The following is a 14,839-nucleotide window of genomic DNA, read 5'->3' on the forward strand; positions in this document are numbered from 1 at the left end:
AATACTAGTGGCTTAAAACTACACTAAGCTCGTCAGCATCTCATCTGAATATTCTACTAGTTCCTTGCTATCACGCACACGTTCAACGTAATCAGGGTTTGCTATAAATGGTCGGCCAATCGCCAGCAAATCAAATTTATCTTCAGCAATAGCGGTACTGCCAGTCTCTGCACTAAAGCTACCCACACCGACCAAGGTCTTGTTATAAATACTGCGCAGATAACTTGAAGCTCGGCCATCTAAGTAATCAAATTCCATGGCATCATCGAAGATCCCAACGTGTAGGAAGGCTAGATCTCGCTTCTCGAGCTCAGGGACAAGATAGTCAAATACCTCACGATCTCGGCTGTCTCCGGCCATATTGAAATATGCACCAGGGGATACTCGTAGAGCAGTTCTATCATTGCCGATACGTTCAACAATGGCATCAACCACTTCAAGCGCAAAACGTGACATATTTTCAGGCGTCTGACCGTACTCATCACTGCGACGGTTACTGTCATGATGCAAAAATTGGTCAATCAAGTAACCGTTCGCACCGTGAATTTCTACACCATCAAAACCCGCATCGATGGCGTTTGCCGCAGCTTGAGAATAATCTTTAACGAGCTCAGCAATCTCTTCAACCAATGCAGCCTTTGGTGTCTGATAGGTCAGTTCACGCATTCTAGGCACGCTACCTTCAACGCCAACTGCAGAAGGAGCCATCACATCTTGACTGCCTGTTGCTTGATAAAAGTGTGGGTGGGCAACGCGGCCGGTGTGCCAAAGCTGGGCAAATATTTTTCCACCATTTTGATGAACCGCATCGGTGACTACGCGCCAGCCGTCAATCTGTGCCGGGGAAAATAGTCCAGGAGTATTGGGATAACCTTGGCCGTCAGGGCGAATGATCACTGCTTCTGAGATGATAAGCCCCGCCTCTGCGCGTCTGCCATAGTAATCAGCCATAGCCTGAGTTGGCACTAATTCATCATCTGCCATACAACGAGTCAGTGGCGCCATAAGAATACGGTTCTTCAGTGTGAGGGTGTCATTTAGCGCGTAGCTTTGAAATAGGTTATCAGTCATAGCGACCTCTGATTCTTGAATGAGCATTCAAGATAGCCTTTCTTGAACAGGCATTCAAGATCTTTTTTGAATAAGCGTTCAATAAAGAGTACAATTGCTTTCAGTCAGTTCGACCTGACTTCCCCTAAATGCGACTTAGAGAGTTCTTAAGCACCATGCGGATTGCCGAATTTGATAGAGAGAAAGTACTGAGATCTGCCATGACTTCCTTTATGGATAAAGGTTACGGCAAGACAAGTATGCAAGACTTGAAGAAAGCCACAGGATTACATCCTGGCTCTATCTATTGTGCCTTCGACAATAAACGTGGACTGCTGCTAGCGGCATTAGAGCAATACCGTCTGGATCGAAATATTGAGTTTACTGGGATCTTTTCCGGTCAACGGCCAATACTAGACGAACTAAAATCTTATCTGGATCATATCGTTCTAGAATGCCAGAGCTGCGATGCATCCCAAGCCTGCTTGCTGACTAAGGCGTTGAACGAAGTCGCTGAACAAGATGAAGAAGTACATGCCATTATCACTGCTCACCTCGCTAACTGGCAGCAGGCAATCACACATGTCTTTCAAAAGGCGTTAGATCAAAAGGCGATTAATTCAACAGGCGCTGTCAACGAGCGTAGCGCCGATGCCCGCGCTCACTATCTGTTGATGGGAATTTATGGCTTGAGAACATTTGCTCATACTCACCCTGAGGGCGATATACTAAAACAGCTCGCCGAGCAACTTTATCAAGATGTGTGTCGATAAGCTAAGGAGCAAGTAAGCATTCAAACTGGATTCCGGCCACAAGCACGCCGGAATGACCTGTATTCTTATAGCCCTATGGCATTCTTTCCTGAATCTTAAGCTCGCTGCTTTCTTTGCTCTATTTTAAGACTTAACGCTTACAACTCGTGACTTTCTTAGCCTTATCTTGAACTCGAAAATCACAACTTTCTTCGCTCTATCTTAAGACTTAACGCTTACAACTCGAGACTTTATTAGCCATATCTTGAACTCGCAAATCGTGACTCTCTCAGCTCTTTCTTAAACTCGCAACTTTCTTAGCCTTATCTTGAACTCGCGACTTTTTTAGCTTGTCTATTTCACCACCAGCACTGGACACTTAGCCTGATTAGCAACAGCCTCGGCAACATTAGGACTTAGCATATGAGATAAACCAGTATGACCATGACTTGCGATCACTATCATACCCACCTCCCGCTCTTCAGCTTCATCTAAAATCTGAGCCAAAACGCCGCCACTACGGATGTTAGTGTGCACCATCAAACCTTTGGGCATCTGTTCACGAATTTCAGACACTATCTGTTTCATTTTCTCATCGGCAAAGGCTTGCTGATCTTGTAACAGCTCAGCGGGACTATCGACTACGATGCCATAATCTGGAGCACCATAAGGCAGACTAACCACATTCAGTAGCCTGATATCGACCCCATATAGATTTGCCATTTCAACGGCATACCCCAAGGCATGAGATGCCGTTTCTGAAAAGTCTGTCGGACATAATATATGGCGAGTACGCATAACTTTCTCCTGTTAAATCAACTCCAAATAAATCGACAACTCACGTGTCTTCCTAGAACCTAGAACCTAGAACCTAGAACCTAGAACCTAGAACCTAGACCAGACTTACTTAACCACTAAGACAGGACACTTGGCTTTATTAGCAACCTCTTCGGCAATATTGACATGCAAAAAATGCTCAAAACCTGTTCTACCATGGCTTGCCATCACAATCATTCCAGCATTTATTTTTTCAGCCGTTACTAATATTTGCTCAGCGGCATGCCCATGACGGATCACACCTTCAACCGTTAAGCCTTTATCGAGCGTACCTATCAACTGACGCATCTGATCAGCAGCCTCAGCTTCCATTCGACTAGCCAACTCCTCTGGGGTAAGGGCTAACACCCGAGTGTGCTTGTCTCCAAAGGGTTTATCAACGACATGCAATAAACGAATACCAACGCTATAAAAGTTGGCCATCTCAAATGCATACCCCATGGCATGAAAAGCGGTCTCAGAAAAATCTGTCGGACAAAGAATTTGGCGAGTTCTCATAGCCCCTCCTAGTCATCGTACCTGCCGTTCAAATAGAGTTTTCAGCCTCATTTTTTAGCCTTAAGATTGAGGCATTAAACCCTGTCTAAAAATAAGTGGCGTAATCCAAAAAAGCTTGCCTACAGGCCGCTCAAAACAAAATGATGAGCAACGCCATACTTGGCCTAATAGGGTTACGCCAAACCTTGCTATCAAGCAGACATTGAGCACAAATACTGCTTGGTTTTATAAAGAATCACTTAACAACTAACACCGGACACTTCGCCTCATTCACAACGGCTTCTGCAACATTGGTATGAAGAAAATGAGCCAAACCAGTTCGCCCATGGCTGGCCATCACTATCATGCCGACATTATTTTTCTCTGCATCTTCTAAAATCTGCTCTATCGCTGAGCCACGTCTAATAACGGTTTCAACTGTAAGCTCACAATTTAGCTCATTAAGTAAGCGTTGCATTTTTTCGGCTGCCGCCAACTCCATCCCTTGAGCTAACTCCTCAGGAGTTATCGCTAGAATCTGATAGTTATCATTACCAATAGGTTGATCGACAACATGCACGAGCCGAATACCTACATGATAAAAATTAGCCATCTCAATGGCATAACTCAACGCATGAGACGCTGTTTCAGAAAAGTCCGTAGGACAGAGTATGTGTCGATTTCTCATGTGAGCCTCCCTATTAAGCATAGTTCTAAACTTGTGTTAAAGCCTTTCCCACTCTGATAAAAACCAATAAAAAACTGAATTATTCGGTCTATATTTACTTTCTTAAAACCAGTCTAATTAACATCCTGTGTCACATTTTGATCTCGGTCACATATCATGTCGATCTCATAAAAATTTGCTAAAACTGACAAGAAAAGGTGTATTAATTTTAATCAGCTATAGATCTTAACTTGATACTGAATTACTATACAAATAACAGACCGACCAATCAGTCGGTTTGTTATTTTAGTAAACTTAACCACTACCTAGCTCGGCTTAATAATTCTTAATTATTATAGTGGCCTAGCTCGGTAACCTTACCTCTAGTTATCTAGGAGAGCGATGAATGAACATGCCAATTGAAGCCGTATCTAATGACACCAAAAATACTGCGGTAGCAGATTCACAACTCGATGAATTGCTCTCTCTACAAAAAGCTAGCTATCGTTCATCACCAGCACCGACTTATTCTCAGCGCATCGAACAACTGACTTCACTGAAGCAAGCATTATTGAAATATCAGCAACCTCTCGCCGATGCATTGAACCGAGATTATGGTAGTCGCTCTGTGGATGACACCCTCATTTCAGACATCATGCCCTGTATCAATAACATCAACTACAGCCTTAAAAATCTGAAAAAATGGATGAAGCCAAGCGCCAGACATGCTGGCCTTTTGTTATCTCCTGCAAAAGTTAAGGTCCATTACCAGCCAGTAGGTGTCGTCGGTATTATCGTGCCGTGGAACTTCCCAGTGATGCTATCTGTTGGCCCTCTTATTACCGCACTAAGTGCTGGTAACCGTGCCATGCTAAAGCTGTCTGAGTTCACCCCTGAAACCAACAAGGTACTAAAAGAGATGCTTGCCAGTATCTTCGATAACAGTATCGTCGCTATTATCGAAGGCGAAGCCGATGTAGCTGCAGCCTTCTCATCCTTACCCTTCGATCACCTGTTGTTTACTGGCTCTACCGCTGTTGGAAAGCACGTGATGCGCGCCGCAGCCGCAAACTTGACCCCTGTAACGCTAGAGTTAGGTGGTAAGTCGCCAGTCGTTATCGCGCCAGATATACCGATAGAAACTGCCGTTGAGCGAATGATTTACGGAAAATGTTTAAACTCAGGCCAGATCTGTGTCGCTCCCGATTACGTGCTGGTCCCTAAAGAGAAGCAAGCCGAGTTTATTGCCGCCTATAAGAAAAAATTCAATGCCATGTATGGTCAGGTAAGTGATAATAAAGATTACAGTGCCATCATCAATCAGCGCCAATTTGATCGCTTAAGCGCTGTACTCGAGGATGCCAAAAACAAGGGTGCTAGCATTGTTTCCGCTAATGACGAAGCTATAGATACTCAAAAGCGTAAAATACCCACCCAGTTGATCACTGATGTCAGTGATGACATGACCTTAATGCAAGATGAGATCTTCGGCCCTTTACTGCCAATCATAGGCTACGAAACGCTGACCGATGCCATTGAATATATCAATGACAGACCGCGTCCTTTGGCCCTGTATATCATGAGCTTTGATGCCTCAGTTCAACAGTCGATACTTAACAACACCCATTCTGGCGGTGTCTGTATTAACGAAACCGTCTTTCATGTCGCGGCAGATGATGCCCCATTTGGCGGTATTGGTCCTTCAGGTATGGGGCATTATCATGGTAAAGAAGGCTTCTTAACCTTGAGCCATGCTAAAACAGTGCTTAGCCGTGGCAAACTCAATACGGGTAAGTTTGTCCACCCTCCTTATGGCACAGGTATTCAGGCGATGCTATATAAGCTATTTTTACGCTAACAGCTTCGAGCTTTTATATAGGAGCTCGAAGCTGCGAGTTTCGAGTTCAGCATGACAAATTAAACCACTGTTGTCGTCATCCTGAGTTTATCTCAGGATCCAGCTTTTTAATGACAAGAAAGTTAACCAAATAAGACAAGTAGTCGATGAGCAAACCAGATAAGAAACAAGCCATATTAGATACTGCGTTGACGCTGTTCGTCAGCCAAGGTTTCTATGCCACCTCGACCGCCTCCATAGCTAAACAAGCGGGGGTAGCAACTGGCACCCTATTTCATCATTTCCCCTCGAAAGGAGACTTGATGAATCACCTCTTTCTGGCTATAAAGCAAGAGTTTGCAGATGCTATATGGGCTTCCATTCAAGACAGTGGCGATCTTAAAAGTGACGCTAAACACTTGTGGCACTCAGCGATTAAATGGGCGATGGATAACCCATTGAAGCAAGAGTTCTTTCAGCAATATTCGATGTCACCATCCATAGCGATCGAAATAAGAGAACAGGCCATGAACTCCATCTTGGGGTTTATGGGTGCATTAATGCAAAAAGGCCAAGCCCTAGGTTTATTAGCTGACTATCCACTCAACCTGATGCAAGACAACTGCCACGGCCAGTACCTTGCCGCTACCCGTTACTTTTTGGATAACCCTGAGAAATGGCAAGATGAACAACACACACAAGCCAGTTTTAACCTGTTTTGGAATGCAATGGTGAAGGGCTGAGAAGCCCTAAGATTCAACCGGTAAGTTACGTTCTAAACCAAAAGATGTTAGTCAGAAACTGTCATTAACCTTCATTCGAAGGTAGCCAAACTCTGACACATAAGCCCACATCATCACGATTATGTAAGCTAATTCGCCCTTCGTGTGCTTCTATAATTTCCCGACACAAGGGCAAGCCTAGGCCTGTTCCAGACTGCTTAGTGGAATAGAAAGGTAATAGAGCCTGCTTAAGCACCTCGGGTGACATGCCTGCGCCTTCATCGTTAACTTCAATAACAGTGCCCTCTATCACTCTGCCATCACTGTCCCTTTCATTCGCTTTACCATTCAGCACTGTAAAAGACTCAATGGTTATGCTCACTCCAGAGGCATCACTTCCAGATTCGTGGGCATTTTTTAATAGATTTAACAGCACTTGCTCCATCTGAATAAGGTCAAACTCCCCTTCTTCCTCGGGTAATTCGCCAAGCAGTGAAAACTGATAATGTTGACCGAGTTGATCGATGAGCCTAGGCCAGTTAACCTTAACCTTTTTTGGCTGAGGCAACTTGGCAAAGCGAGCATAATTAGAGATAAACTGGCTCAGATGATTGGTTCTATCTTCGATGGTATCGAATATCATCTTTAATTTAGCATCATCGAGATCTTTAGTGATTATTCGCCCCGAATTAACCATAGAGGCAATAGGCGCCACTGAGTTATTCAACTCGTGACTAATGATACGAATGACCTTTTTCCAAACAGCAACCTCTTGGCGATTGAGCTCATGGGTCATCTGCTTTAGCAGTAATAAGTGATGATACTGACCATTAAGTAGAAACTGTCCACGTGAAAGATGCCAGGTTTCATCCTCCTCCTGACTATCACTCGATAAGGTAAACAAGCCCCCTTTAGGCTTTTGTAATGCTGAAGATAACTCCTCACTGACATGCACAAGTATGTCCGGTAAGGCAAAGCCATCAATGCGGTTACCTTGATAAAACAGGTGTCTGGCCGCATCATTGGAATAAATAACTCTCTGTTCATCATCGAGAAGCAACATAACATTCGGCGAGCTTTGGATCACCTTGTCGAGCAAAAGTTCACGTTGGTAGATGTACTGGCGCTCTTTTCTTAAGGTTTCAGCAGACTCATTAAACAGGGTCGTTAGCGCTTGTAACTGGCGATCGCCACAGACGGGGATGGTGACACTAAAGTCATTATCTTTAAAATTGAGCAGACCCACTTCGAGTGCTGTTAGGCTTGTGGCGAGCGTCCTAGTGGCAAAGTGGCTGATGAACCAAGCACAGGCCCCCGCTGAGATAAATATCAATACAAACACGAACGCAGAAGTTGCTATAAATGTTTGTGGCTGAATGAGCTGCTGCATTAACAGCAGTGATAAACCCGTACCTACTTGAGAGGCCAATATGGCCCCTACGTTCAGCTTAGTTCGTAAAGAAAATGCGCTTAAAGATAAATACGATAATAATGCCATAACCACTCAGCCTACATAGAATCAGAGAACAACAATCACTTACCCATTACTTACTAACGACCAAGTTTTTTCATACATCGATTTTTTCATTCGTCGGTGATATTGGAACTGATGCTAATGGAACGGATAATACTATTCACCCATCCCTCAGCGACTACTTACTAATACCGAACTTTTCCATGCGTCGATATAGTGCTTGGCGGCTTAACCCTAACGACTTAGCCACCCTGGCAATCACGCCGCGATGTTCGGCCAACGCGACCTCTATCGCTTGCTTCTCATCGACCGACATTTGCGGTGTAACTTGCTGCTGATGTTGACTTTTGATTTCGGAAACTTTTTCAGGAGCTACTTCAGGCTCAATATTTGATCTAAGGTCCGCTTCTATATCGGTGGCTGCCTGTGCGTGAGCCACATTTTCGGCTTCGCTTGGTTCAAGAGGCGGCGTGACAGTCTTTACTGCAGCTTGCTCAACTAGATCCAAATCTGTTTTTTGGAACAGCAAACCAAAATCGAGGGCTGTCAGCTCGGTGCTTTTAGCGAGAATCACCGCTCGCTTACAGACGTTCTCCAGCTCTCGAACATTACCCGGCCAACTGTGAGCGATTAAGGCCTGTTGAGCCTGCTTATTGAGTGAAAATTCATGACCAATAAAGAGTTCAATCAGAGGAAGGATATCATCCTGACGCTGATTCAATGGCGCCAACTCAAGCTCAATCACATTGAGTCGGTAGAAGAGATCTTCTCGAAAACGTCCTTCACGAATATCTTCTGCCAGATCGGCATTGGTCGCACTCAATACCCGCACATTCACTTTTCGAGTCTGGTGACTACCAAGTCGTTCAAACTCACCGGTTTGCAGTACGCGCAGCAACTTTATCTGCCCAGATAAAGGTAAGTTACCAATTTCATCTAAAAATAGCGTGCCACCATCGGCGGCTTCAAAGCGGCCTATACGGGTCTTGTTAGCACCAGTAAATGCCCCCGCTTCGGCACCAAACAGCTCGGCTTCTAATAGATCAATTGGCAAAGCGCCGACATTCACCTTGATAAACGGCTTGGTTTTTAAGCAAGAGTTAGCATGAATAATATCAGCCAGTTTATCTTTGCCCGAGCCATTTGGACCTGTGATCAACACAGAGACATCAGAGCGGGCAATCTGCAGGGCTAAATCGACACTGCGCTGCATGGCACCACTGCCAAAAACAATACCACACAGGTCCGCACCTTTAATGGCAGACATGCGATCATTTTCTACTCTGGTCAGCTGAGTGTTGGCTTTCGATAGCGCATGCAAAGAGATCAGGTTGTTGATACTGGTGACCAACTTGGCATCATCCCAAGGCTTACCCATGTAATCAGCCGCACCTTCTTTAACGAGCTCAACGGCAAGCTCAAGCTGAGTCCATGCAGTAAGCAGCACTATCGGTAATTGGGGCTGTAGTGCTCGAAGTTGATAAAACAGGGCCTTACCCTCTTCACCAGAGGTGGTGTCTTGGGTGAAGTTCATATCCTGAACCACTAAAGCAATGTCATGCAGCTTAATAAGCTCCATAGCTACCTCAGGAGAAAGACAAGTGAGGGTATTGAAGCCATGAAGCTCAAGCATAAGTGACAATGCATTACACACTGCTTGATTGTCGTCGACGATCAGAATTGTATCCATACTTCTATTTATCGTTCTTCTGCTGTTATGCGTGGAAATATATGGCCTTCAAACTAACTGAAAGCGAAACAGAATTAAAGAATAATTCTGTTTCAGTTAAACACTTCTTGTTGCGATAGCCGCTGAGATACTTGACTGAGCCTTTCTTATCGAAAGCGCTAACCATTCTTATTGGAAGCGCCAACAGTCTCAGTCAGAATATCTCTTTACAGTCCAGTTAAACGCTTCTTGTTGCGATAGCCGGAGATATGTTCGCTGCTTTTCTGGCTGGCAGAATCACTGCAAAAGTAGTGAGCACAATCAAACCTGCAATCGTCGCCAGCGGATAAACCGGATCAAGCTTTGGCAAGCTGTAGATACTCATCAACTGCTGACCTAACTGCATCGCCACTAAGCCACCAATCACACCACCGATAATGCAAATAATATAGTTTTCGACTAAGAAGAAACTCAAGATATCACGCTTCTTCGCGCCCAAAGCTCTACGTGTTCCGATCTGCTTAGTGCGGCGTTCGATATTAAACATCACCATACCAGCCAGACCTAACGACGTGATAAGCAGCAGTAAAACAACCATCATAGACAATACCGTCGCCATCAACTCATGATTACGATAGACCCTTTTTCTGTGCTCACTGATCAAACTAAAATCATTGATAACCCGGTTGATATTATCTTTATGCAGCGCGGCAGGAATCGCCTCTTTCAGTTGAGCGAGGGTACCTTCTTCGGCTCTGACCAGAAATTTAGTGAAAGGAAACGCCAGCTCAACATTGAGAATGACACTATTTTCAAGCTCATCACTGTTCACCCATGCACCTTGCAAGGTTTCAATCACTCCGACCACTTCAACGGGTTCTTCACCAAAATCTGCTGCATACATAATCTGACCTACAGCAGGTGCATCCCCCCAAACCTCTGTGGCAAATGCTTGAGTCACTATCGCTCGGTTCGCTCTATCAGGGATCTCCTGTTGGATCTCCTCTTCATAGAAGTTGCGCCCGGCAATAAGCTTAACGCCCAATGTCTTCACCATCTGCTCATCACCATAATAGATTGCTGCATGGCTGGTCTTGGCCGTTTCTTCAGTTTCTCCAGCCATAAAACCAGACATCCAACCGCCACCACTGAGTGGCGTCATGCTCGTCGTCGTGGCGGCTATGACACCAGGCAAATCACGAATAGTTTGCATATCACGACTGTTTTGAGCACTAAAATAAATATCCGAATCGAAATTATAGACACTGAAATCAAACACTTCTGACTCTGCGATGCCGGAGTCTCGCGCCATCAAATTCAGGCGCTCACTGATAATAAAGCTCGCGTTTGCGACAATGGCAACCGATAAAACAATCTGAATAAGCAGCAGTATCGGGCCACTCTTATTACGCATCAAGGTACTGATAATGGGTTTAATCTGTAACATGTGAAATTCCTTTCTCTTATTCTGCTTATTGACTCTTCAGATGAACGCTAGGATTGGTAGAACAAATCCGCCATGCTGGATAAATCCCAGCGACCAAAGCGGCTAAAACAGCGATACTTGGCGCCAATACCCACATGCTCATATCCAGCTGAGTTAATGCATCTTCGAGTTCAAAATGTACCGACAACATAGATAGCGACCCCCAAGCCCATAACAGACCGAGTAAACCACCACAGAAACCAATTAAACCCACTTCAACCATATGCTGAGAAAAAATCTGACTACGACTTGCACCTATGGCTCGGCGTACGCCAACTTCAGGGGCACGCTTAAGAAACTTAGCCAGTAGCAGTCCTAACATGTTAACCAGACAAACTAACAAGAAGAGCGCACTCAAGCCGACCAACACCTTGTTATCTTCTGGGACGACATTGTTAATTTTCAGCCACTGCTCCACATCGGCTAGTTCACCGCTGGCATTAGGCATTTCAAATCGACCGATCAGTTTCTGCTGCTCTACATAGCTGGCCAACCACTCTTTATAAACGCGAACTTGCTCAGGGTTTTCTAGTTCAACCCAATATTGATTCCAATGAGCCTCCGAGGCTAAACGATCCGCGTAGGTATTAAGCGATTCATTCTTCCAACTCTGGTTGTTACCCCAGCTCTGGTATTCTTCGATGGGGGCTAACGAATAAGGCACAAAGATTCTTTCTGCGTCATTAAATGCACCATTATTCACATCGTAATATTTAGGACTCGGATTCCAAGTCTTAGTGACTCCGACAACTTGATAAGGTTTTTGATTAAAATAAAGGGTTCTTCCGACACTGTTTTCACCTTTAAATATCTCCTTATTCAAGTCTTCACTGATCACCACCTGATAAGCGGCCTCTTGGTCTACTTGCGCTTCCCAAGCACCGCCATAAAGGAAAGGGACTGAGAAAAGGCCGAAAAAGTCACTATCTGTCACACGCGCACTTTCTAAGATAGGCGTAAAATCAGGGTCCTCAGTTTGCACAGCAAAACCTGTTCTAAACATAGGCGTCTGTCGTACAGGCACCGGACTGTTACGCAAGTTGAAACTATCCTGGTAAGTGATCTGCTCATTGAGCTCATCCCAGCTATCAACACCTTGGCTCCATAATCGCACTTCAAATAATTTAGAAGAACGCTCTCCAGCCGGGTTAATCGATGCCATCTGATAGATATTTAAGGTAGTGATGGTAATGCCAATACCAATGGAGATGGCAAGAACCATCAAGAGTGACATGAATGGCGTCTTTTTAATGCTGCGCCAAGCTAAATCGAGATAATAGAAAAACATGGTCACTCTCCTTAGCTAGCCACTTGTTCAGTTTGAGCTTGCTGCTCATCTGTACGCTTGTTTACATCGGCATCGACCACTAAATGTGGCTTGCCTGCTTTAGCAACATCACCGCTTTGATAGCCTTCTCCACCTTGATACATAGTAAAATCACATACCTGGCCATCGACAATCTGAATATTACGCTGAGCACGACGTGCCAACTCAGCATCGTGGGTCACCATGATAATCGTGGTGCCCGCTTTATTAATATCCTCAAGCAACTCCATCACTTGACGCGCCATCATGCTGTCTAAGTTACCTGTCGGCTCATCGGCCAGCAGGAACCTAGGTTCACCGGCTAAAGCACGTGCAATTGCCACACGTTGTTGTTGCCCACCCGATAATTGTGACGGTAGATGCTTCATCCGCGCTGCCAGTCCCACCTGCTCCAATGCATGTTGGACACGACGCTTACGCTCTTTGGCGCTGAAGCCACGATAGCGTAGAGGCACTTCTACATTTTCGGCTAAATTAAGGTCTGGAATTAAGTTAAAGCCCTGGAAGATAAAGCCTATCTTTTCATTTCGAATCGCCGCGCTCTTGTTATCGCTTAAGTTTGAGATGTTGACGCCATCGAGAAAATAATCACCATGGGTAAAACCTTCAAGCAAGCCCGCAATATTTAGAAAGGTGGTTTTACCTGAGCCTGATGGCCCCGTTACCGCTACAAATTCACCTTCGCTCACTTCAAGATTAAAATCACGTAATGCATGGGTTTCTACAAGATCCGTTTTAAACACTTTGCTAATACTTTTCATCGATAACATTTTAATATTCCCTGTCTTTATCGTTTAATTCTAGGTTCTAGGTTCTAGGTTCTAATTCACTGTAGGCGCTGTTTCGCTTGCCTTGCTTCCCGGCTAAAGCCGGTCCAACATATTTAATTCCATGCTGACTCAATAACGCCAATGACTAATGCCTGTGTATAGAGGTTTAAATCGGTCACCACTTGGCTAATATCAGTGCTTAGCCCTGAGCTAAAATCAGTAGTGACATTGGAAATTTCATTAATCGACATATTCACTGGAGCCGCGGCTTCCAATACATTCAAGCCAAGCACAAACCAATCGCCTGCATTCTGGGTGGATACCTGTACCGCAACGAGTAGCAGGAGTAATGCACCTATAGTCGTGACTCTTTGTATGCTGAAGGCTCTTTTTCCGCTCAAGGCGTTGTGGTTAATCTTGTGGTTAAGTTGACTCATCATGCTCTCCTTAGCGTACTAATACTTGTTCGGCTTTCTTAAATGGCTGAACGCTTGAGATAACCCAAACATCGCCGACTTTACCGCCTTGCAGGATCTCGATATGGCTCATGCTACGCGCCCCAAGCTGGATCTCTGTTTGCTCTGCAATGTCTCCATTCATGGCATACACTTCCCTGCTGCCACCAGTTGCCACGAAGGCGCCACGCTTTACCATCAACACATTAGGTCTATTTTCCAGTAATACTCGAGCCGATAAACGCTGGTTCTGGCGAAGGTGTAAGCGATCATCTTGCTCAAACCGAACTCGAGCAGTAACTTCACGATTTCTTACTTCTGGCGATATTGAAGACAGCTCACCCACTAAGGTTAATGCGCCAAAACTCAACTCTACATTCATGCCAAGCCCTAACTCATCGGCATATGACTCAGGCACGGCAAGTTCGGCTTCGAAGGCACTCAAATCAACAACAGTCAAAATTGGCTGACTCTGGCCGATACGCGCTTTTTGCTCGGTGAGCCAGTTACCTATGATGCCGCCTACTGGCGCTTTAATATTTAATGCTGCAACCTGACGCTCAAGCTCGCTCACCACCAATTTCTGGCGATTAACTTCTGCGGCTTTATTCTTAATTTCGAAGGTCTGGGTGTCTCGCATTAAATCCGCTTCCTGCCTAGCGTGAGCCGATAACAGCTTGGCTTTGTACAGGTCATCTTTACCCTTCTCGAAATCAATTTTAGAAATCAACTTGCTCAGGATAAGTTCATCTCCGCGGCGACTCTCTCTGTCTGCAGCAGCTAAATCGACCTTGGCCATATCTAAGGTTTGCTGCGCTTTTAACTGTTCGCGGCGTGCATCGAGGCGTGCTCTTTCTAGTGAGCTTTGCAACCCTTCGAGCAATGCTTCCTGCTGTTTAAGGCTATTGGTTAACTTGTGACTTTCAATGGTCGCTACCACATCACCCAGCTCGACTCTATCACCTGGCTTTGCCAGTAAGGTCACTGTGCCTTGGTCAGTGCTGTATAGAATAGGCGCGTTAGCCGCTACAATTTTACCTGTGGTCGCTATGTCTCTGGTAAGCGTACCTTGCTCTAATGTGGCAAACCTTAGTTCACTACGATTAATGGAATCACTAATCTGATCACCACCAACACTTGACCAAACTAGACCCGATACCAACAACACAGCAGCTCCAGCCATTAACGGCCACTTTAGCTTCTTGCCTATGCTTGCCTGTATCACAGTGTCCTGTCCGCTCGTGTCCTTAATCATCTTCTTATCCCTAACTGTCCGCTCGGTAAGTGCAGCCTCACCAATACTTAACAAATCACTA

The 14,839-nt window shown here is 45.0% G+C and carries 14 protein-coding genes; 3 read left to right on the forward strand and 11 right to left on the reverse strand.

From position 1 onward, the window contains the following. Positions 1-18 precede the first annotated feature (18 nt). On the reverse strand, positions 19-1,071 hold the full coding sequence (locus FM038_RS20280; protein ID WP_142871676.1) for an alkene reductase: 1,053 nt from the start codon (positions 1,069-1,071) through the stop codon (positions 19-21). 155 nt (positions 1,072-1,226) lie between these two features. Between FM038_RS20280 and FM038_RS20285 the strand changes: the two genes are divergently transcribed. Continuing rightward, positions 1,227-1,823, forward strand: a complete 597-nt coding sequence (locus FM038_RS20285; protein WP_185965715.1) for a TetR/AcrR family transcriptional regulator — start codon at positions 1,227-1,229, stop codon at positions 1,821-1,823. Positions 1,824-2,156: 333 nt separating this feature from the next. Here the strand turns inward: FM038_RS20285 and FM038_RS20290 are convergent, their stop codons facing one another. From FM038_RS20290 to FM038_RS20300, 3 genes are all read right to left on the reverse strand, one after another. After that, positions 2,157-2,600, reverse strand: coding sequence for a universal stress protein (locus FM038_RS20290; RefSeq protein WP_142871465.1), 444 nt, complete (start codon positions 2,598-2,600; stop codon positions 2,157-2,159). Positions 2,601-2,705: 105 nt separating this feature from the next. Beyond that, a complete protein-coding gene (locus FM038_RS20295; RefSeq protein ID WP_142871464.1) occupies positions 2,706-3,137 on the reverse strand; it encodes a universal stress protein in 432 nt (143 codons plus the stop codon). Positions 3,138-3,372: 235 nt separating this feature from the next. Further along, positions 3,373-3,804, reverse strand: coding sequence for a universal stress protein (locus FM038_RS20300; RefSeq protein WP_142871463.1), 432 nt, complete (start codon positions 3,802-3,804; stop codon positions 3,373-3,375). A 385-nt stretch (positions 3,805-4,189) separates the two neighbouring features. Between FM038_RS20300 and FM038_RS20305 the strand changes: the two genes are divergently transcribed. Beyond that, positions 4,190-5,641 carry a coniferyl aldehyde dehydrogenase gene (locus FM038_RS20305; protein WP_142871462.1) on the forward strand — a complete coding sequence of 484 codons (1,452 nt, stop codon included), beginning with the start codon at positions 4,190-4,192 and terminating at the stop codon, positions 5,639-5,641. 146 nt (positions 5,642-5,787) lie between these two features. After that, positions 5,788-6,363 carry a TetR/AcrR family transcriptional regulator gene (locus FM038_RS20310; RefSeq protein WP_142871461.1) on the forward strand — a complete coding sequence of 192 codons (576 nt, stop codon included), beginning with the start codon at positions 5,788-5,790 and terminating at the stop codon, positions 6,361-6,363. 64 nt (positions 6,364-6,427) lie between these two features. Here FM038_RS20310 and FM038_RS20315 read toward each other — a convergent pair whose 3' ends face one another. The 7 genes from FM038_RS20315 to FM038_RS20345 form a co-directional block, all read right to left on the reverse strand. Further along, positions 6,428-7,840, reverse strand: a complete 1,413-nt coding sequence (locus FM038_RS20315; protein WP_142871460.1) for a sensor histidine kinase — start codon at positions 7,838-7,840, stop codon at positions 6,428-6,430. Positions 7,841-7,994: 154 nt separating this feature from the next. Next, positions 7,995-9,506, reverse strand: a complete 1,512-nt coding sequence (locus tag FM038_RS20320; protein WP_142871459.1) for a sigma-54-dependent transcriptional regulator — start codon at positions 9,504-9,506, stop codon at positions 7,995-7,997. 217 nt (positions 9,507-9,723) lie between these two features. Continuing rightward, positions 9,724-10,932 carry an ABC transporter permease gene (locus FM038_RS20325; protein WP_142871458.1) on the reverse strand — a complete coding sequence of 403 codons (1,209 nt, stop codon included), beginning with the start codon at positions 10,930-10,932 and terminating at the stop codon, positions 9,724-9,726. Between the two features lie 25 nt (positions 10,933-10,957). Further along, entirely contained in the window at positions 10,958-12,259 is a 1,302-nt protein-coding gene (locus FM038_RS20330; RefSeq protein WP_142871457.1) for an ABC transporter permease, read from the reverse strand. An 11-nt stretch (positions 12,260-12,270) separates the two neighbouring features. Continuing rightward, positions 12,271-13,068: an ABC transporter ATP-binding protein gene (locus FM038_RS20335; protein ID WP_142871456.1), complete on the reverse strand. Its 798-nt coding sequence runs from the start codon at positions 13,066-13,068 to the stop codon at positions 12,271-12,273. Between the two features lie 113 nt (positions 13,069-13,181). Then, complete coding sequence (locus FM038_RS20340; protein ID WP_142871455.1) at positions 13,182-13,505, reverse strand: hypothetical protein; 324 nt, start codon at positions 13,503-13,505, stop codon at positions 13,182-13,184. A gap of 10 nt (positions 13,506-13,515) precedes the next feature. Continuing rightward, on the reverse strand, positions 13,516-14,778 hold the full coding sequence (locus FM038_RS20345; protein WP_142871454.1) for an efflux RND transporter periplasmic adaptor subunit: 1,263 nt from the start codon (positions 14,776-14,778) through the stop codon (positions 13,516-13,518). Positions 14,779-14,839 lie beyond the last annotated feature (61 nt).

The organism is Shewanella eurypsychrophilus (assembly GCF_007004545.3).
GTDB classification, from domain to species: Bacteria; Pseudomonadota; Gammaproteobacteria; order Enterobacterales; family Shewanellaceae; genus Shewanella; species Shewanella eurypsychrophilus.